This is a genomic window from Sphingobium sp. BS19 (assembly GCF_027925545.1).
Lineage (GTDB): Bacteria > Pseudomonadota > Alphaproteobacteria > Sphingomonadales > Sphingomonadaceae > Sphingobium.
Genome location: NZ_BSEF01000008.1, coordinates 111,979 through 130,663 on the forward strand (window position 1 = coordinate 111,979; position 18,685 = coordinate 130,663).

The 18,685-nt window shown below is 59.3% G+C and carries 18 protein-coding genes; 9 read left to right on the forward strand and 9 right to left on the reverse strand.

What is annotated here, in order from left to right; genetic code table 11:
• Complete coding sequence (locus QMG56_RS10775) at positions 1–267, reverse strand: succinate dehydrogenase assembly factor 2 (RefSeq protein WP_281822552.1); 267 nt, start codon at positions 265–267, stop codon at positions 1–3.
• A gap of 101 nt (positions 268–368) precedes the next feature.
• Between QMG56_RS10775 and recG the strand changes: the two genes are divergently transcribed.
• The gene (gene recG, locus QMG56_RS10780; protein ID WP_281822553.1) at positions 369–2,432 is read left to right on the forward strand and encodes an ATP-dependent DNA helicase RecG; all 2,064 of its coding nucleotides are present in this window, start codon (positions 369–371) and stop codon (positions 2,430–2,432) included.
• Between the two features lie 307 nt (positions 2,433–2,739).
• Here the strand turns inward: recG and QMG56_RS10785 are convergent, their stop codons facing one another.
• Both QMG56_RS10785 and purF read right to left on the reverse strand, forming a co-directional pair.
• Entirely contained in the window at positions 2,740–3,450 is a 711-nt protein-coding gene (locus tag QMG56_RS10785; protein WP_281822554.1) for an SDR family NAD(P)-dependent oxidoreductase, read from the reverse strand.
• A 67-nt stretch (positions 3,451–3,517) separates the two neighbouring features.
• Positions 3,518–4,978, reverse strand: coding sequence for an amidophosphoribosyltransferase (gene purF / locus QMG56_RS10790; protein WP_230187395.1), 1,461 nt, complete (start codon positions 4,976–4,978; stop codon positions 3,518–3,520).
• 238 nt (positions 4,979–5,216) lie between these two features.
• Here purF and ccmC point away from each other — a divergent pair, with 238 nt between their 5' ends.
• From ccmC to QMG56_RS10830, 8 genes are all read left to right on the forward strand, one after another.
• Entirely contained in the window at positions 5,217–5,942 is a 726-nt protein-coding gene (gene ccmC / locus QMG56_RS10795; protein WP_230187396.1) for a heme ABC transporter permease CcmC, read from the forward strand.
• Positions 5,939–6,070, forward strand: a complete 132-nt coding sequence (locus QMG56_RS10800; protein WP_281822555.1) for a hypothetical protein — start codon at positions 5,939–5,941, stop codon at positions 6,068–6,070. The genes ccmC and QMG56_RS10800 overlap by 4 nt, the downstream gene beginning before the upstream one ends.
• 16 nt (positions 6,071–6,086) lie before the next feature.
• On the forward strand, positions 6,087–6,551 hold the full coding sequence (ccmE, locus tag QMG56_RS10805; protein ID WP_281822676.1) for a cytochrome c maturation protein CcmE: 465 nt from the start codon (positions 6,087–6,089) through the stop codon (positions 6,549–6,551).
• A complete protein-coding gene (locus QMG56_RS10810; protein ID WP_281822556.1) occupies positions 6,548–8,485 on the forward strand; it encodes a heme lyase CcmF/NrfE family subunit in 1,938 nt (645 codons plus the stop codon). Before ccmE ends, QMG56_RS10810 begins: the two co-directional genes overlap by 4 nt.
• The gene (locus QMG56_RS10815) at positions 8,482–9,012 is read left to right on the forward strand and encodes a DsbE family thiol:disulfide interchange protein (RefSeq protein ID WP_230187398.1); all 531 of its coding nucleotides are present in this window, start codon (positions 8,482–8,484) and stop codon (positions 9,010–9,012) included. The genes QMG56_RS10810 and QMG56_RS10815 overlap by 4 nt, the downstream gene beginning before the upstream one ends.
• Entirely contained in the window at positions 9,009–9,422 is a 414-nt protein-coding gene (locus QMG56_RS10820) for a cytochrome c-type biogenesis protein (RefSeq protein WP_230187399.1), read from the forward strand. Before QMG56_RS10815 ends, QMG56_RS10820 begins: the two co-directional genes overlap by 4 nt.
• Positions 9,419–10,045 carry a tetratricopeptide repeat protein gene (locus QMG56_RS10825; protein ID WP_281822557.1) on the forward strand — a complete coding sequence of 209 codons (627 nt, stop codon included), beginning with the start codon at positions 9,419–9,421 and terminating at the stop codon, positions 10,043–10,045. The genes QMG56_RS10820 and QMG56_RS10825 overlap by 4 nt, the downstream gene beginning before the upstream one ends.
• 136 nt (positions 10,046–10,181) lie before the next feature.
• Positions 10,182–12,116 (forward strand): potassium transporter Kup, encoded by a 1,935-nt coding sequence (locus QMG56_RS10830; RefSeq protein ID WP_230187401.1) that lies wholly within the window; start codon positions 10,182–10,184, stop codon positions 12,114–12,116.
• A 50-nt stretch (positions 12,117–12,166) separates the two neighbouring features.
• On the opposite strand, the gene leuA is transcribed toward QMG56_RS10830, so the two are convergent.
• The 6 genes from leuA to QMG56_RS10860 all read right to left on the reverse strand — a co-directional run bounded on the left by leuA (position 12,167) and on the right by QMG56_RS10860 (position 18,643).
• The gene (gene leuA / locus QMG56_RS10835; protein WP_281822558.1) at positions 12,167–13,843 is read right to left on the reverse strand and encodes a 2-isopropylmalate synthase; all 1,677 of its coding nucleotides are present in this window, start codon (positions 13,841–13,843) and stop codon (positions 12,167–12,169) included.
• Positions 13,844–14,094: 251 nt separating this feature from the next.
• Positions 14,095–14,721 (reverse strand): YceI family protein, encoded by a 627-nt coding sequence (locus QMG56_RS10840; RefSeq protein ID WP_281822559.1) that lies wholly within the window; start codon positions 14,719–14,721, stop codon positions 14,095–14,097.
• 109 nt (positions 14,722–14,830) lie between these two features.
• A complete protein-coding gene (ilvC, locus tag QMG56_RS10845; RefSeq protein ID WP_230187404.1) occupies positions 14,831–15,850 on the reverse strand; it encodes a ketol-acid reductoisomerase in 1,020 nt (339 codons plus the stop codon).
• A gap of 62 nt (positions 15,851–15,912) precedes the next feature.
• Entirely contained in the window at positions 15,913–16,428 is a 516-nt protein-coding gene (ilvN, locus tag QMG56_RS10850; protein WP_230187405.1) for an acetolactate synthase small subunit, read from the reverse strand.
• The gene (locus tag QMG56_RS10855) at positions 16,428–16,793 is read right to left on the reverse strand and encodes a hypothetical protein (protein ID WP_230187406.1); all 366 of its coding nucleotides are present in this window, start codon (positions 16,791–16,793) and stop codon (positions 16,428–16,430) included. Before QMG56_RS10855 ends, ilvN begins: the two co-directional genes overlap by 1 nt.
• A gap of 41 nt (positions 16,794–16,834) precedes the next feature.
• Entirely contained in the window at positions 16,835–18,643 is a 1,809-nt protein-coding gene (locus QMG56_RS10860; protein WP_281822560.1) for an acetolactate synthase 3 large subunit, read from the reverse strand.
• Between the last annotated feature and the right edge of the window lie 42 nt (positions 18,644–18,685).

Consider the following 18,685-nt stretch of genomic DNA (forward strand, 5'->3'; position numbering starts at 1 on the left):
TCACTTGGCGATGGGTACGAAATCAAGCTTGCGCATCGCATCCATCATCGGGCTTTGATACTGCGGCGGGATTGGCTGGGTGCCAAGCGCCCATGCCATGATATCGACATCCTGCTCCTCCAGCAGCGCTTCGAACCAGACGAGCTGTTCCTCGGTCCAGGTTGCGCCATAGGTGTCGAAGAAACCGCCGATCATCAAATCGGCTTCCTTGGTGCCGCGATGCGATGCACGGAAACTCAGACGGCGCAGGCGGGGGTCTTCATGCATGGCGATACTATTTCCGATAAAACGGCGGTGGCACAAATGCGAATAGCGGACGGGGTGTTTGCATCAACCCCCTCCGCTGCGATAGTGGACCGCAGATAGTCATGCGACCCGATATTCTCAATCCGCTGTTTGCCGAAATCTCGGCATTGAAAGGCATTGGCGCTGCGCTCGCCCGTCCGCTCGAACGGCTGGGGCTGGCGCGTGCGGTCGATGTCGCGTTCCATTTGCCGGTGGCTTGGGTCGATCGGCTTATCGTCGATGAGCTGGATATGAGCCAATCCGGGCGGATCGTGGGGACGGTCCTGACCCCGGTGGACTACAAGGCAGGGGGCGGAATGCGTGCGCCGTTCCGCGTACATGCGACGGATAGTCGGGGGAACTACGTCTCGCTGATTTACTTCGGCAAGAATAGCGGCTGGCCCCGCAAGATGCTGCCGCTGGGTGAGCCGAAATTCGTGTCTGGCAAGCTGGAACTGTACGGGCAGGAATTGCAGATGGTCCATCCAGACCATGTGCTGCCGCTGGAGGAAGCCGGGACGCTGCCGGAACGCGAGCCGGTCTATCGCTTGTCCGAAGGGCTGTCGAACAACCGGATGCGCGATTTCGTTGGGCAAGCGCTGGATCGCGCGCCGGACCTTTCGGAATGGATCGAGCCGAGCCTGCTGGCGCAGCGGGCGTGGCCGGGCTGGCGCGTAGCGTTGAGCGATGTGCATCGCGCGCCTGATGCGGCAAAGGCGCGGGAGCGGCTGGCCTATGATGAGATATTCGCGGGGCAACTGGCGCTGATGCTGGTGCGCGCGTCGTCTCGCAGGCGGCGGGGCGTGCCGATCCATGGTGACGGACATTTGCGCGATGCGTTGATGCTGCCCTTTGCGCCGACAGGTGCGCAACGGCGGAGCATCGGCGAGATCGAAGGGGATATGGCGCAGGCGACGCCGATGCTCCGGCTGCTGCAGGGGGATGTGGGGTCGGGCAAGACGCTGGTGGCGCTGATGGCGTTGCTCAATGCGGTCGAGGCGGGGAAGCAGGGGGCGATGCTCGCGCCCACCGAGATATTGGCGCGGCAGCATTTCGCGACATTGCAGAAGATGCTTATCGGCTTGCCCGTGACGATTGCGATCCTGACCGGGCGTGAAAAGGGTCGCGCGCGGGAATCGACGCTGATGGGATTGGCGGATGGGAGCATCGACATATTGGTCGGCACCCATGCCATTTTTCAGGAGGCTGTGCAGTATAAGGCACTGGCACTGGCGGTGATCGACGAGCAGCATCGTTTCGGTGTTGCGCAGCGCATGATGCTGGCGGCGAAAGCCGAGCGGACACCGCATTTGCTGGTGATGACCGCTACGCCGATCCCGCGCACGCTGACGCTCACCTATTACGGCGAGATGGACGTTTCGCGGCTGGATGAGATGCCGCCGGGTCGCCAGCCTATCGAAACGCGCGTGCTGTCGGCCGAGCGGGTGGACGAAGTGATCGAGGCGCTGGGGCGGCATATCGCGGCTGGCGGGCAAGCCTATTGGGTATGTCCGCTGGTCGAGGAAAGTGAACTTAGCGATCAGACGGCAGCGGAAGTGCGGGCCGAGACGCTTCGGATGCGGTTTGGCGATGCGGTCGCATTGGTCCACGGTCGTATGAAGGGGCCGGAAAAAGACGCGGTGATGGACGGCTTTTCCCGCAACCTTACCAAAGTGCTGGTTGCGACGACCGTGATCGAAGTCGGCGTCGACGTCCCAAATGCGACGCTGATGATCATCGAAGGGGCTGATCGCTTCGGTCTGGCCCAGTTACATCAGTTGCGCGGTCGCGTGGGACGGGGGGACAAGGCATCCATATGTCTTCTGCTGCGCGGCAATGCCTTGTCCGAGACATCGCGGGCTCGGCTGGCACTGATGCGGGAAACGAACGACGGCTTTCGGATTGCGGAAGAAGATTTGCGGTTACGCGGGGCAGGTGAGTTGCTGGGCACGCGGCAATCCGGTGAGGCGCAATTGCGATTGGCAACACCGGAGCATCTGGCCGACCTGATAGACTCGGCGCGGGATGATGCCCGCCTGTTGATCGAGAGGGATGGCGGTCTGGATTCTGCTCGCGGGCAAGCGGCGCGCGCGTGCCTTTATCTGTTCGAGCGGGATGCGGCGGTGGGATTGCTGCGCAGCGGATGACGGCAGACCGCGACCTCTCGCGAGGACGGCCGCATATTCCACCTTCGCATTTTTTTAAGATAATTCTCGTATCTCGAAATAATTGTGCTGAATCCGCCGGTATTTGGCGAGGAGTTGAATGATAGCCGACTAACGAGAGAGGACGAACCGTGGATCGAGAGACAAATACAGAGCGGCGCGTGGAAGATCGCCGAATAGCGGATCGCAGGCAGGGCGCGGATCCCCGCTATGCTGGACCGGAGCGTCGTCAAGACGAACGCCGCAGCGGCGACCGCCGTCAGACCGACTAGATCAAGCCAGCTTCAGCTTATCCCACCCGAATACGATGCCCGGTCGGGGCGTCTTCCTGTACGAGCGCCAATATGGCGTCGGCCACGGTTTCCGGGCCTTTAAGCGTCGCGGGGTCTTCCCCGGGATAGGCGCGCGCGCGCATGGCAGTGCGGGTCGCGCCAGGATCGACGATATGCGTCCGAATATTGGAAATGTTCTTCACTTCCGCACCATAAGCCGTCACGAGCACCTCGACCGCCGCCTTCGAAGCCCCATAAGCGCCCCAATAAGGGCGGGCGACCGTTCCCACGGAACTGGTGATTGCCAAAACGCGCGCGTCGCTACTGGCCCGAAGCATTGCGTCGAATGCCGCGATCAGCGCCTGTTGTGCGCCGACGTTCAGAGTCAGCAGTTTGGCAAATTCCTTGGGATCGATTGACTGAACGGCAGCCAGACTGCCCAAAGTCGCGGCGTTGAGAACGAGATAGTCCAGCGCCTTCCATCGGCCGGCAATCGCTGACGCAAGGCGTCCGATGCTATCGCCATCGGTCAGGTCGAGCGGGGCGATAGTCGCGCTTCCGCCCGCCTGATGAATACGATCCTCGACCTCTTCCAATCCGCCAGTGGTGCGCGCCGTCAGCACGACATGCGCCCCGGCTTTACCCAAAGCTTCGGCAGTGGCGGCGCCAATGCCGCGGCTTGCTCCGGTGACGAGCGCGAGCTTGCCGGCGAGGGGGAGAGAAGTCATTTCCATGTCCGTTTGCAAAGCTCTTGCCTAAGTGCCCATCTGAAAGGCGGGCAGTATTAAAAAAGGGTCAAACCACCCGTTCTGCCAAAAGCTCGAACTGATCGCGAACAACCGCCTCATCTTGATCGGTGAGTTTCGTAGGATAATCCCCGGTGAAACATGCGTCGCAATATTGCGGGCGAATATCAGCGCGCTTTGCTTCGCCCAGCGCCTTGTACAGACCGTCTATCGACAGGAACGAAAGGCTGTCGGCGTGGATGAAATCCTGCATCCCCGGCACGTCCAGCTTGTGGGCGAGCAGCTTGGTACGTTCCGGCGTGTCGACACCATAATAGCAGCTATGCTTGGTTGGAGGGCTGGCGATCCGCATATGCACTTCGGCGGCACCGGCTTCGCGCATCATCTGGACGATCTTGAGTGAGGTCGTGCCGCGCACAATGGAGTCGTCGATCAGCACGATCCGCTTGCCTGCGATCAACGCGCGATTGGCGTTATGCTTCAGCTTCACACCCAGATGGCGTACCTTGTCGCTCGGCTGGATGAACGTCCGCCCGACATAGTGCGACCGGATGATCCCCAGTTCGAACGGTATGCCCGATTGCTGCGCGTATCCGATGGCCGCAGGCACACCGCTGTCGGGAACAGGAATGACATAATCGGCATCGACCGGGTTCTCGACAGCAAGCTGCGCGCCGATGGCCTTGCGTACCGAATAGACGCTGTTGCCGTCCACAATGGAGTCGGGACGGGAGAAATAGACATGCTCGAAGATGCAGGGGCGGGGAGATACTTCACCGAAGGGGCGATGGCTGCGTACTTCACCCGTGCCGGTTACGATCACCAGCTCACCGGGATCGATGGAGCGGACATAGTCTGCGCCCACGACATCCAGCGCGACGGTTTCCGATGCGAAGATAGGCGACTCGCCCATCATGCCCATGACAAGAGGGCGAATGCCCAGTGGATCGCGACACGCAATCATGCCTTCCGGCGTCATGCAAATCAGGGAGTAGGCGCCTTCGACTTGCTTCAACGCATCGATGAACTTGTCGAGCAGCGTCCGGTAGGTCGATGTCGCGACCAGATGAATGATCACTTCGGTGTCGGATGTCGACTGGAAGATCGACCCGCGCCGCACCAGTTCGCGGCGCAGCTTGCCCGCGTTCGAGATATTGCCGTTATGCGCAATGGCGAACCCACCCGACGCCAGTTCGGCATAGAGCGGCTGCACGTTGCGGAGCGAGGTTTCCCCAGTGGTCGAATATCGGACATGACCGCAGGCCGCATCGCCGGGCAAAGCGCGAATCACTTCGTCGCGGTCAAAATTCCCGGCCACATGTCCCATTGCCCGATGGGTATGGAAATCATGGCCGTCCCAGCTAGTGATTCCGGCTGCTTCCTGCCCCCGATGCTGGAGCGCATGGAGACCAAGGGCAACGATGGCCGAAGCTGTGTCTGCGCCGGAAATGCCGAAAATACCGCATTCCTCCCGCAACTTGTCGTCATCGAAAGGGTTCGTTGTAAGCATGTGCTATTGGGTCCGCTGCCAATGCTGTGGACACCCCCGCGGGGCATCTGCTGGGGCGGCATATAGGGTGTCGAGTCCGGTTTGTCGCCTCCCTGTAACAAAAATCGTCATCCAACCCGCCAGAAAGTGGCCGTGCTGTGTCTTGTTAACCTGACAGGGAAACTGTCTATCAAATTTGCTTTCTCGTTCTCTAAGCCCACTGGCCTTGATCTGCAGGCGCGGCTAAAGACATCGCAACATGCACGCATTCGCGAATCCTACCCGCTTCCTTTCCATCGCTCGGCCGTTGACGCCTTGGCTCTTTTGGATCGGGTTGGCCCTGTTGATCGCAGGCTGCGTATTCGGATTGATTCTGACACCCGCCGATTATCTTCAGGGTGAGACCGTTCGCATTCTCTACATCCATGTCCCGGCGGCGTGGCTCGGCATGGCGGGGTGGAGCGGGATTGCGATTGCAGCGATCATGCAACTTGTTTGGCGGCATCCGCTGGCTGCGATCGCCGGTCGCGCCGTCGCTGCGCCCGGCGCGTTGTTTACAGCAATCTGCCTGATTACGGGATCCATATGGGGTCGACCGACATGGGGCACCTGGTGGGAATGGGATGGCCGCATGACATCGATGCTTGTGCTGTTCTTCCTGTACCTGGGCTATATCGCGCTCGCCAACGCAAGCGCGGGCAATAATGGCGCCGGTGGCGTCAGCCGGGTTGCGGCAATTTTCGGATTGGTCGGCGCGGTCAATATCCCGATCATCAACCGATCCGTAGTGTGGTGGAACAGCCTGCATCAAGGGCCGAGCATCACCCTGCGTGGATCCACCATCGATGGCTCCATTCTCTGGCCACTGGCGTTTACGCTCATCGGCTTTTCGCTCTGGTTCGCCGCGATCGTGCTTATGCGCATGCGCGCCATTCTGGCCGAAACAAAGGTCGAAGCCCGTATGCAAAGGCTGGCGCGCGGATGAATCCCTGGCCCTTCGTGATCGGTGCTTATGTATTGACGGCTGTCGGAACGCTTGGGTTGTCCATAGCAAGCTGGCGTGCGATGACCGCCGCCGAACGGCGTGCCGACACGTTGAAACGGGATCGCTGAAACAATGGCCGTAGTCATGAAAGCCAAGCATCAACGGCTTGTCCTTGCGCTGGTTGCCCTCGCGGCGTTGATCGGCGCGGGCTTGCTGGCTGCATCGGCTTTGCGCGACGAGGCAGCCTATTTCTACACGCCGCAGGATGCCAAGACGAAGCATATCGAGCCGGGGAAGGCCATCCGGCTAGGCGGGATGGTCGTGAAGGGCAGCCTCAAGCGTGCCCCGGATGGCGTGACGATCAATTTCGATGTTACGGACAACAAGGCTGTTGTCCCTGCGACATTCAACGGTATCGCGCCGGATTTGTTCAAGGAAGGTACCGGCGTGGTGGCTGAAGGGTCTTTCAACCCACAAGGTACGTTTGTGGCAACCAACCTGCTTGCCAAGCATGACGAGCGGTACATGCCTCGGGAACTCAAAGGCATGAAATATGATGAAAAGTCACGTAAGTTGACCGCCAATTCTTCGCCCGTTGCACAGCCATGATCGCAGAGGCAGGACTTGCGGCTCTGTGGCTGGCTGCTGCGCTGGCCTTTTTGCAACTGGGGCTGGTATGGTTCGGTCTGACCACGGACAAGCCTGAGCTGCTTGCCAGCGTGCGCCCGGTTGCCGTGGCGCAGGGGGTGCTTACGGCCCTGTCGTTTGCTCTTCTGGTTACCTTGTTTCTGCGATCCGATATGTCGGTCGCGCTGGTGGCGACGAATAGCCACTCGGCCAAGCCCTGGCTGTACAAGTTCGCCGGTACATGGGGCAATCATGAAGGCTCCATGCTGTTGTGGGTCATGGTGATGGGCATAGCCGGCATGGGCGTGGCGCTGTTCGAGCGCGCCTTGCGTCGGGATACGCATATGGCCACGCTGGGGGCGCAGGCGATGATCAGCCTTGGCTTTTATGCGTTTCTGCTGTTCTCTTCCAATCCGTTTGCCCGCGCCAATCCTGCGCCGCCGGATGGGCAGGGGCTTAACCCGCTGCTGCAAGACCCCGGTTTGGCGTTCCATCCGCCGACCCTGTATCTGGGTTATGTAGGTCTCTCGGTGGCATTTTCCTTTGCTGTCGGCGCGTTGTTGACGCGGAATGTCGATGCAGTGTTTGCGCGTGCCATGCGGCCGTGGATATTGGCGGCGTGGATATTACTGACGCTGGGCATTACGGCGGGGAGTTACTGGGCCTATTATGAACTCGGCTGGGGCGGCTGGTGGTTCTGGGATCCAGTCGAAAATGCCTCGCTGATGCCTTGGCTGGCCGCAACGGCTTTGCTGCATAGCGTTACAGTGCTGGCGACGCGCGATGCGCTGCGGGCATGGACCATCATGCTGGCGGTGGTGGCCTTCTCGATGTCTATGGTCGGCACCTTCCTGGTTCGGTCCGGCATCCTGACGAGCGTGCATGCCTTCGCGGTCGATCCTGAGCGTGGGACATTCATCCTCGGGCTGTTGGCCCTGTATATCGGGGGTGCGCTTGCGCTGTTCGGTTGGCGTATCGGCACGGTGCGCGAAGGTGCGCAGTTCGAACTGGTCAGTCGTGAGACGATGCTGGTGGTCAACAACCTGCTACTTTCCGTCATTCTGGGCCTCGTACTGATCGGTACGCTATATCCGCTGATGACCGAGGCTTTCGGGCATAAGGTATCGGTCGGACCGCCTTATTTCGATCGGATTGCCGGACCCGCTGCGTTGGCACTGGTGATTGCAATGGCGGCAGGGCCGCTGACTCGCTGGCGGAAAGATCACGCGCGGGCTGTTGCGGGAAGACTGCTGGTGCCAGCCATCGTTTTGTTGCTGGCTTTTGCAGTGGTTTCGGTGCTGGCATGGGGCCGTATCGGTGTTTTGCCGTTCTTGGGGCTGGTAATAGCGGCAGGCGTTGCTGTTGGTAGTGTTGCCCCGCTGTGGAAACGCAATCTGCGCCGTACTCCATTGTTCACCTACGGCATGGTGATCGCGCATCTTGGTTGTGCCGTCAGTCTGGCGGGCATGGCTGCGGACTCTGCTTTCACGGTGGAGAAACTGGTCGCTGCGCGTCCAGGGGATGTCATCGAAACGGCCGGATGGAAGGTGCGCTTCGATGCCATCACCCCCATTGCCGGGGACAATTGGACGGCGTTGCAGGGTGACATGACCGCGTCTCGTGGCAGCGGGAGCCCAATCGATATCCATCCGCAAGCACGGTTCTTTACCGCCCCGCCGACCAATACGACCGAAGCGGCCCTGCTGACACGCTGGGATGGCCAGCTCTATGTTGTTCTGGGTCAAGAGGCCGATGATGGCCGGTGGCAAGTAAGGATCTGGTGGAAGCCGTTCGTAACGCTCATCTGGTTGGGTGGGATGATGATCGCTCTGGGCGGCACGTTATCGTTGCTTGGTCGCGAGCGGCGGGGTTGGCTGCAAAAGCTGCGGCGTCGTTCTGCGGTGGCGGCCGCATGAGCCGTTGGGCGATCTGGTTGCCGCTGGGGTTGTTTCTGGCCTTTTTCGCGTTGTTCGCGAGCGGGCTGTTGAAGCCTGACGATAGGGTAATCGCGTCGAAAATGGTCGGAAAGCCGATCCCTGCTTTCACCTTGCCTGCTGCCGCGAGCGACAGGCCCGCTTTATCCAGCGCCGATTTGGCAACGGGCAAGCCGCGCCTTCTCAACATCTTTGCCAGTTGGTGCGTGCCATGCGCTGCCGAAGCGCCGCAGTTAATGGCGCTTAAACAGGCGGGCGCGGAAATCGATGCCGTTGCCATTCGCGATGCGCGTGCCGATGTCGATCAGTTCCTCGGGCGATGGGGCAATCCTTATGCTCGTATCGGCCTGGATGCGCGCAGCAGCTTGCAGATTGCGATGGGGTCGTCGGGCGTTCCGGAGACCTTCGTGATCGACGGCAAAGGGACAATCGTGCACCAGCACATCGGCGATATCCGTGCCGAAGACGTGCCGACGATCCTGGAAAAGCTCAAGGAAGCAGGCCGATGAGAACCCTCATCGCGCTGATCCTGATGCTGTTTGCAGCGCCGGTACTGGCGCAGTCTGCACTGCCGCCTGCGCCCTATGCCGACCGACAACTCGACGATCCGCGGTTGGAAGCAAAGGCGCGTGACTTGATGATGACCATTCGGTGCCTGACCTGCCAAAGCCAGTCGATTGCAGACAGCAACGCCAGCATGGCGGGGGATATGCGATCCCAGATTCGGGAAAGGATTGCCGCCGGGGAAGATCCTGAAGCCATCCGATCCTGGCTGATAGAGCGCTATGGAGATTGGGTGAGCTACGAACCGACCGCGTCGCCTATCCTTTGGCCTCTGTGGGCCGCGCCGGTGATACTACTCGCACTAGGATTTTGGTTGATGCGGGGGCGCATCCGACGGCGGAAGGCATCGTCATGACGGGATGGATAATCGCGGGGCTGCTTGCGATCCTGACTATGGGGGCGCTGCTCTGGCTGGGGCGTGCACCTCGACCGACCTGGGAGCTGCTGGGGGCGGCGGTCCTGTTCGGCATTGCTGGCTATGCGTGGCAGGGTTCCCCCGGATTGGCTGGGTCCCCTCGCTTCGTGAAGGACGAGCCTGCCGAGTTCGATGAAGAGATCGCTTCACAACGTCGGGCATTGGGCGAGCGATTCGGGAAGGCCGGGCAGTGGTTGGTGTTGTCCGACGGATTGGGGCGGCAAGGCAAGACACAGGAAGCCGCCAATGTGCTGGTTGCGGCTGTTCGACAAGATCCAAAGGATCCCAATCTTTGGCTCGGACTTGGTAACGCATTAGTAGCGCACGGCGAGGGTGTGCTTTCGCCATCGGCGGAATTTGCTTTCCGAAAGGCCATGGCCATCGATCCGGCAGGTTTTGCGGCACCCTATTTCTACGGACTGGCCCTCGCACAATCGGGCCAACTGGATGGCGCGCGTAAAATCTGGGCACCTTTGGCGGCGCGGTTGCCGGAAGGCAGCAAATTGCGCACGGAGTTGGAGCAGAATCTCTCGATGATCGATCAGCGTGTTGGTGGATCGTAACGTCTGCGCACTATATTCGTTATATTGCGCTGCATGACAGTGCGTGATAGGCGCACCTCCAACAGTCCGGGATCATTCCGTTGGCGCTGTTTCCGGGGTCGGGCAATCACTATCATGACTTTTGTCGCTGTGTTTCATGACTGATACCGGAGCTGAACCTGCCGCTTCCAATGGCGGATCGCACGACCTTGACGCGCATGTCGGTCATGGGCACGAAAGCGCGACCGTAAAGCTCGTCGTTGGCGCGATTGGCATCGTCTTTGGCGACATCGGCACCAGCCCGCTCTATGCGTTTCGGGAAACCTTTGCCGGTCATCACAAGCTGACGCTGGATCCCGATCATATTCTCAGTGTCGTCAGCCTGATGTTCTGGTCGATGATGCTCGTCGTTACGCTCAAATATGTTTCGATCATTATGCGCGCGGATAACAAGGGAGAGGGCGGCAGCCTTGCCTTGCTCGCACTCATCAGCGGCCAGACGAAAACGCGCCGGTGGTCTTCCGGGATTGTGCTGCTGGGGGTCTTTGCGACCGCTTTGTTCTATGGCGATTCGATGATTACCCCGGCGGTGTCCGTATTGTCGGCGGTCGAGGGTCTGGCCGTTTATAACCATGCTCTTGCTCCCCTGATCTTGCCATGCGCAGTTATTATTCTGGTGGGCCTTTTCTGGATACAAAGCGCAGGCACCAACCGCGTTGCCGCGCTTTTCGGTCCTATTATGCTGCTTTATTTTGTGGTCATTTCCACATTGGGGGTGCTGAGCATTTGGCAGACTCCGGGCATTTTGGTCGCTTTCAACCCTTATTGGGCAGTGATGTTCTTTGTGACGGACCCGCTGCCAGCGTTCCTGGCATTGGGCTCTGTGGTACTCGCAGTGACGGGAGCCGAAGCGCTTTATGCCGACATGGGGCATTTCGGGCGGAATCCTATCCGGATCTCCTGGCTCTTCTTCGTGCTGCCGGCCTTGATGCTCAACTATATGGGGCAGGGCGCCTTGCTGTTTCGCGAAGGGCACGATGCGCTGGCCAGCCCGTTCTACAATCTTGCGCCGCAGTGGTTTCAGTTGCCCCTGATCGGCATTGCTACACTGGCTGCGATCATCGCTTCCCAAGCCGTTATTTCCGGCGCTTTCTCTGTGACGCAACAGGCCATCCAGTTGGGCTTCATGCCACGATTGCGTATCGCACACACCAGCGCTTCGACTGCGGGCCAGATTTACATTCCCCTCGTCAACTGGGGGCTGATGGTGATGGTAATCCTGCTGGTGCTCAGCTTCCGCACCTCGTCCAGCCTTACCTCTGCCTATGGCATCGCGGTGACGGGAGCGATGTTCATCGACAATGTCCTACTCACGGTTCTGATATTCCGTCTTTGGAAGTGGAACCGGATTTGGGCAGTCATGCTGCTGTCCGTGTTCTACATTGTCGATGGCGCCTATCTGGCGGCGAATCTGACCAAAATCCCCGATGGTGGATGGTTCCCGCTGTTGATCGGCTTCATCATCTTCACCCTGCTGACGACCTGGTCGCGGGGCCGCAAGCTGATGATCGAGCGTATGCGGGAGTCTGCAATGCCTATCCCGGTGTTTATTGCGTCTGCGGCTAACAGCGCGGTGCGTGTGCCGGGTACCGCAGTGTTCATGACATCGACGCCCGACGGCGTTCCCCATGCTCTGCTGCATAACCTCAAGCACAACAAGGTGCTGCATGAGCGTGTGGTTCTGTTGACGGTCAAGATTGTAGGTGTGCCGGTCGTCGCCGAGGAAAGCCGCGCGAAGCTTGAGGATTTGGGGCGCGGGTTCTTCCGCCTCGTGCTGCATTATGGCTTTATGCAGGAGCCCGACGTGCCTCTGGCTCTCAAGAACGTTACGCAATGCGGTCAGGCGTTCAAGATGATGGAAACCAGCTTCTTCCTGGCACGTCAGACACTGCTGCCATCGGCTCGCCCAGGCATGCCGATCTGGCGTGAAAAGATCTTCGCATGGATGCTGCGTAACGCAGAAAGCGCGATGGAGTTTTTCCGCTTGCCTACCAACCGGGTGGTCGAATTGGGAAGTCAGGTCGAAATCTAGTCCCCGGTTCGCCACCCAGTTTTGCTGGGTGACGAACCGTAGTGGCGATTTTATCCTTTGCGTGCGGCCAAGCCGTTTGCGGCGGACAGAACAGCCTGTACCGAGGCTGTGGCGACGTCGGCGTCCATCCCGACCCCGAACACCGTCACGCCGTCTGGCGTGCGACATTCGACATAGGCGGCTGCATTGACGTTAGATCCTGCGCCGATGGCGTGTTCGTTATAGTCGACGACGTCGAGTTCAATCCCGAGTTCATCGCGCAACGCCGCGAGGACGCCGGAAATGAGGCCGTTGCCGCGACCGGAAATGCTGCGCTCGCCGCCTTCGTGACCGATCTTGCCCACGAACACACGGTCACCCGATGCGCCGGTCTCGTGGTAATCGAGCAGCTTATAGGGCTGATCCGATCCCAATGCGTAGTGCTTCTCGAACGCTTCCCAAATGTCTGCGGCAACCAGTTCGCGGCTCGTGCTATCTGCGACATTCTGAACGACGCGACTGAAATCGGCCTGCATCCGTTTGGGAAGCTTCAGCCCCTTGTCCTGTTGCAGAACCCAGGCGACACCGCCCTTGCCTGACTGCGAATTGACGCGAATGACAGCTTCATAGCTCCGACCCAGATCGGCGGGGTCGATCGGGAGATAGGGCACGTCCCAGAATTCGTCATTCCGCACTTCCTGTGCGGCAAAGCCCTTCTTGATGGCATCCTGATGGCTGCCGGAAAAGGCCGTGAACACCAGTTCGCCTGCATAGGGATGCCGGGGGTGGACGGGCAGTTGATTGCAATATTCGACCGTCTGAATGACATCGTCGATATCCGAGAAGTCGAGATCAGGGTTCACGCCCTGCGTGTAGAGATTGAGGCCCAAGGTCACCAGATCGACATTGCCGGTCCGCTCCCCATTGCCGAACAGGCAACCTTCGACGCGATCCGCGCCCGCCATCAAACCAAGTTCAGCCGCCGCGACGCCCGTGCCGCGATCGTTATGCGGGTGGAGAGAGATGACGACATGATCCCGCTTGCTGATATGCTTGCTCATCCATTCGATCTGATCGGCATAGATATTGGCGGTTGCCGCCTCAACCGTAGCAGGCAGGTTCAGGATCAATGGCTTGTCAGCGGTGGGCTGAAGAATGTCCATCACCGCCTCGCAACATTCCAGGCTGAAATCGAGCTCGGCGGTTGAGAAGGTTTCCGGGCTGTATTCGAAGCGCCAATCGGTATTCGGCTGCTTGGCAGCTTCGTCGCGCAGAATTTTTGCAGCATCGATGGCGATCTGCTTCACTTGGCTGCGTTCCATGCCAAACACGATGCGGCGCCAGGCAGGGGAGACGGCATTATACACGTGAACGATGGCCGATCGCGCGCCCTGGAGGCTTTCGAAGGTCTTTTCGATGAGGTCGTGGCGGGCCTGCGTCAGCACCTGAATGGTGACATCGTCGGGGATCGTGCCGGACTTCACCAGTCCGCTGATGAAATCGAATTCGGTCGCGCCTGCGGAGGGAAAGCCGACTTCGATTTCCTTGACGCCGACACGCAGGAGCAGGTCAAAGAAACGCTGTTTCTTCTCTGCGTTCATCGGATCGATCAGCGCCTGATTGCCATCGCGCAAGTCGGTGGAAAGCCAGCGGGGCGCGTGGGTGATCGTGCGGGTCGGCCACTGGCGGTCTGGCAAATCGACCTGAGGGAAGGGGCGGTATTTCTGAGAAGGATCTTTCAGCATCATGGGAACGGCATTCCTGGCGATCGGACGCACATATCTGGCATCCGGGTGTCACGACTATTTGCGATTATGCCCTTAGGCGAAATGTGCGACCGCGCAAGGCAGCACAAAAACCACGCCTAAGGGCGTGTAAGTCGTAGCAGGAAAGATAGCGCGCGCTGCATGATGCGGCGCTTGTAACGGCAAACGACAGAGAACGTCCAGCATTTTCATCGAAAGGGGGGGAGAGAAACCCTCTCTCCCCCAAGGTCAACTTAGTCTTTCTGGAATGCGACGGTCATCTTCAGTTCGATTTCGTCGCCCACCATCGGCACGGCATAGCCCATGCCGAAATCGCTACGCTTGATGGCGGTGGTGGCGTTGAAACCGACATTTTCCTTGCCGCCCATTTGCGCGGGGCCTTTGCCTGCGCCATAAAATGCGGCTTCCAGCACCACTGGCTTTGTAATGCCCTTGATCGTCAAATTGCCGCTGATGTCGGCAGTCGTGCCGTCGACCTTCACTGCAGTAGATACGAAAGTGGCCGTCGGGAATTTCGCGCTGTCGAAGAAGTCGGCCTTCATCAGATGCTCGTCCAGCTTGGGAATGCCAGTCGTCAGATTAGCGATGGGAATGGTCACCGAAAGCTTCGCTGCCGTCGGGTTCTTCGGATCGAGCGACAATGTGCCCGTCGGCGCTGAAATCAACCCCATATTGTTGCTGAAGCCCATATGGTCATAGGCAAACAGAATTTGCGTGTGGCTCGATTCGACCGTGTAGTTGCCACCGGTCACCAACGCGGGGTTGGGAGAACCCGGCTTTGCAGGAGCGTTTTGGGCGACGACGGCGGCGCTACCGAGCAGTGCAAGCACGGCAGCGGCGGGGAGCAGAGTCTTGTACATCGGCTATCTCCAGTCAGGGCAATAAAAAGGGACGCCGCCAGAATAGGCGACGTCCCCCAAACATGCCAGATGCTAATGCGAAACGGATCGTTCCGCATTTAAGCGTCGGTCAGTTCTTTTCCTTGTCCACCAGCGCGTTTTTGCCAATCCATGGCATCATGGCGCGGAGTTCGGCACCCGTCTTTTCGATGGGATGGGCGGCAGCAAGCTTGCGCGCTGCCTTCAGTTCCGGCTGACCGGCGCGGTTGTCGAGGATGAAGCGCTTGACGAAGCGGCCAGCCTGAATGTCTTCCAGAACGCGCTTCATTTCCTTCTTCGTTTCATCGGTGATGATGCGCGGACCGGTGTGGATGTCGCCATATTCGGCGGTGTTGCTGATTGAATAGCGCATGTTGGCGATGCCGCCTTCATACATCAGGTCGACGATCAGCTTCACTTCATGCAGACATTCGAAATAGGCCATTTCCGGGGCATAACCTGCTTCGGTCAGTGTTTCGAAACCCGCCTGGATAAGGTGGGTCAGACCACCGCAGAGCACGGCTTGCTCACCGAACAGATCGGTTTCGCACTCTTCGCGGAACGTCGTTTCAATGACGCCCGAACGCCCGCCACCCACAGCCGATGCATAGGACAGCGCCACGTCATGTGCATTGCCGGTCGAATCCTGAGCGATAGCGATCAGGCAGGGAACGCCGCCGCCGCGCACATATTCGCTGCGTACGGTGTGGCCCGGACCTTTGGGTGCGATCATGAATACATCGAGATCGGCGCGAGGCTCGATCAGGCCGAAATGGACGTTGAGACCATGTGCAAATGCCAGCGCGGCACCCTGCTTCATGTTGGCGTGCAGATCATCGGCGTAAATGGCAGCCTGATGCTCATCGGGCGCCAGGATCATGACGATATCGGCCCATGCCGCCGCTTCGGCGTTGCTGAGAACCTTGAACCCTGCGCCTTCGGCTTTCTTCGCGGTGGCCGAACCGGGACGCAGGGCAATCGCGACTTCGGTCACGCCGCTGTCGCGCAGGTTCTGGGCATGGGCATGGCCCTGGCTGCCATAGCCGACGATAGCGATCTTCTTGCCCTTGATCAGGCCGATGTCCGCATCACGATCATAATAAACGCGCATGATAAGTGTCTTCCCTCTGTATCGTACTTGGAGTTGAAATGGATGCCCGAATGGGCGGAAATTCAGATCGGATCTTTGCCGCGGATCAAGCCGACTACGCCCGTGCGTCCGATTTCCACGAGGCCGATCTGACGCATCAATCCGACGAATGTGTCGATCTTTTCGGTCGTGCCGGTAATTTCGAAGATAAAGCTCTCAATGGTCGTGTCGACCACCTTGGCCCGGAAAACCTCAGCAAGACGCAAGGCTTCGATCCGGTGATCGCCGGTGCCAGCCACCTTCACCAGTGCGAGTTCGCGTTCGACATATGGCCCGGCTTCCGTCAGGTCGACAACCCGATGGACGGGTACCAACCGGTCAAGTTGGGCAATGATCTGATCGATTACCCGGGGCGGGCCGTTGGTCACGATCGTGATACGGCTGATCGAATGATCCTGCGTGATGTCAGCCACGGTCAGGCTTTCGATATTATAGCCGCGCGCCGTAAACATGCCTGCGATACGCGCAAGGATGCCCGCTTCGTTAGCAACGGTCAGCGAAAGGACGTGCCGTTCGCTTTGTTCTTCGGTGATATGCATCAGGATGGCGTCTCTTCCTTGGCCTTGTCTTCGGTGTCGCGGCGAACGGACAGCATGCCGGCATACGCATAATGCCAGCCGCCATCGCCGCTGCGATGCGCTATACGGACGGGGAAACCCACGACCGCGTCGAAAATCCTCTCCAGATGTTCCCCAACGTAGCGGGCGCTGACCAACAGGCGTGCGAAACGTCGCCCATTATAGTCAAAGCCTTCGTCTAACGTCACTTCCCACTCCTGGTTGTTGTCATCGGTACCATCCGACGCATGATCGATAGTCCATCCGGTAAGCTCGTCCACGCCTGTGATGCGCTCAAAATCCCACGGCTCCGTGACGTGGATGCGCAGCTTTAGATGAGTGGTCACGATACTCTCCTTATGGACGACCCATGCTGCCGCTTTTGCGGTCAGACCAGGGCTTTCGCTTCGTCGTCCATCGTGCCTGACACCATGCTGGGGTCAAGCAACATATCGGTATGCGCCGCGCCCGATGGTATCATCGGGAAACAGTTGGACAGTTTTGCCACACGGCAGTCGACCAGAACGGGGCCGGGCGTATCGATCATACGCTGAATACCCGATGCCAGATCTGCATGACTTTCGATCCGAATGGCTGTCCAGCCATAGGCTTCAGCCAGCTTCACGAAGTCGGGAAGACTGTCGCTGTAGCTTTCCGAATAACGGCTCTCGTAGGTCAATTCCTGCCATTGCCGGACCATGCCCATATATTCATTGTTCAGGATGAAAATCTTGACCGGCAGTCGGTACTGCGTTGCGGTGCCGAGTTCCTGAATATTCATCTGGATGGAAGCATCACCGGCAATGTCGATGACCAGCGCGTCGGGGTTGCCCAATTGCGCGCCGATAGCAGCAGGAAGGCCATAGCCCATAGTGCCGAGGCCACCGGAGGTGAGCCATTTGTTGGGATCATCGAAATGGAAGTGCTGTGCCGCCCACATCTGATGCTGGCCGACTTCCGTCGTGATGATGACGTTCTTGCCCCGCGTCGCAGTGAACAGGTCCGCAATCGCGCGTTGTGGCATGATCTCCTCGCCACCTTCGACATAGTCGAGGCTGCGACGGGCGCGCCATCCTTCGATCCGCGCCCACCATTCCGAAAAATCGGGCTTGGCATAGCCGCGCTTCTTCAGCATCGCGATCATGTCTGCCATGACGCTGCCAACGTCACCGATGACGGGCAGGTCGACCAGCACGTTCTTGTTCACCGAACTGCGATCGATATCGACGTGGATCTTCTTGCTGTTTGGCGAGAAGGCGTCGAGCCGTCCGGTAACGCGATCGTCGAAGCGCGCGCCGAGGCAGAGGATCAAGTCCGCCTTATTCATAGCGAAATTGGCTTCGTAGGTGCCGTGCATACCCAGCATGCCAAGCCATTGACTGCCTGACGCGGGGTAAGATCCAAGACCCATCAGCGTCGAGGTGACAGGTGCACCCGTCATCTCGGCCAGTTCCCGCAACAACGTGCTGGCTTCCGGCCCCGAGTTGATGATGCCGCCGCCGGTGTAGAGAATGGGGCGTTCGGCAGCCATCAGCATTTCGACGGCGGATTCGATCAGGCGCGGATCAGCTTTGACCTGCGGGCGGTAGCTCGGATGATCGATCGGTTCCGGGCGAGCATAAGGCGCGGTGGCGACCTGAACGTCCTTGGGAATGTCGATGACGACCGGGCCGGGACGACCTGATGTTGCGATATGAAACGCCTCATGGATGACATGCGCGAGTTTGGTCGGCGATTTCACCAGATAATTATGCTTGGTGCAGTGGCGCGTCAGGCCAACTGTGTCGGCTTCCTGAAATGCGTCGGTGCCGATCAGATGCGTGGCAACCTGGCCGGTGATGACGACCATCGGGATCGAGTCCATCAGCGCATCGGTGATGCCGGTGATTGCATTGGTTGCGCCGGGACCGGACGTGACAAGAACGACGCCGGGTTTGCCCGTAGAGCGCGCATAGCCTTCCGCAGCATGGGTGGCCGCCTGTTCATGCCGAACCAGAATATGCTTGATCCTGGGATGCGCGTAGAGCGCATCGTAAATGGGGAGCACCGCGCCGCCGGGATAGCCGAACACCACTTCAACGCCCAGGTCGACCAGGCATTCGCACAAGATGTCGGCACCGCTACGTTCTTTATGGGTGGTCTTCGGGCGATTGCCCGCGCCAGCGTTCCCCTGCGTAACGGCCTGAGAGTCGGCCACGATAAATCTCCTGTCTGCCTGTCAGCGCGCAATGGGCCACTC

Excerpts from the sequence above, each read along its gene's own strand:
- QMG56_RS10800 (WP_281822555.1), top strand. The coding sequence starts at position 5,939 with ATGAATCCCTGGCCCTTCGTGATCGGTGCTTATGTATTGACGGCTGTC.
- QMG56_RS10825 (WP_281822557.1), top strand. The coding sequence starts at position 9,419 with ATGACGGGATGGATAATCGCGGGGCTGCTTGCGATCCTGACTATGGGG.
- QMG56_RS10820 (WP_230187399.1), top strand. The coding sequence starts at position 9,009 with ATGAGAACCCTCATCGCGCTGATCCTGATGCTGTTTGCAGCGCCGGTA.
- QMG56_RS10785 (WP_281822554.1), bottom strand. The coding sequence starts at position 3,450 with ATGACTTCTCTCCCCCTCGCCGGCAAGCTCGCGCTCGTCACCGGAGCA.
- recG (WP_281822553.1), top strand. The coding sequence starts at position 369 with ATGCGACCCGATATTCTCAATCCGCTGTTTGCCGAAATCTCGGCATTG.
- QMG56_RS10815 (WP_230187398.1), top strand. The coding sequence starts at position 8,482 with ATGAGCCGTTGGGCGATCTGGTTGCCGCTGGGGTTGTTTCTGGCCTTT.
- ilvC (WP_230187404.1), bottom strand. The coding sequence starts at position 15,850 with ATGCGCGTTTATTATGATCGTGATGCGGACATCGGCCTGATCAAGGGC.
- QMG56_RS10810 (WP_281822556.1), top strand. The coding sequence starts at position 6,548 with ATGATCGCAGAGGCAGGACTTGCGGCTCTGTGGCTGGCTGCTGCGCTG.
- QMG56_RS10830 (WP_230187401.1), top strand. The coding sequence starts at position 10,182 with ATGACTGATACCGGAGCTGAACCTGCCGCTTCCAATGGCGGATCGCAC.
- purF (WP_230187395.1), bottom strand. The coding sequence starts at position 4,978 with ATGCTTACAACGAACCCTTTCGATGACGACAAGTTGCGGGAGGAATGC.
- ccmE (WP_281822676.1), top strand. The coding sequence starts at position 6,087 with ATGAAAGCCAAGCATCAACGGCTTGTCCTTGCGCTGGTTGCCCTCGCG.
- QMG56_RS10840 (WP_281822559.1), bottom strand. The coding sequence starts at position 14,721 with ATGTACAAGACTCTGCTCCCCGCCGCTGCCGTGCTTGCACTGCTCGGT.
- QMG56_RS10775 (WP_281822552.1), bottom strand. The coding sequence starts at position 267 with ATGCATGAAGACCCCCGCCTGCGCCGTCTGAGTTTCCGTGCATCGCAT.
- ilvN (WP_230187405.1), bottom strand. The coding sequence starts at position 16,428 with ATGCATATCACCGAAGAACAAAGCGAACGGCACGTCCTTTCGCTGACC.
- leuA (WP_281822558.1), bottom strand. The coding sequence starts at position 13,843 with ATGATGCTGAAAGATCCTTCTCAGAAATACCGCCCCTTCCCTCAGGTC.
- ccmC (WP_230187396.1), top strand. The coding sequence starts at position 5,217 with ATGCACGCATTCGCGAATCCTACCCGCTTCCTTTCCATCGCTCGGCCG.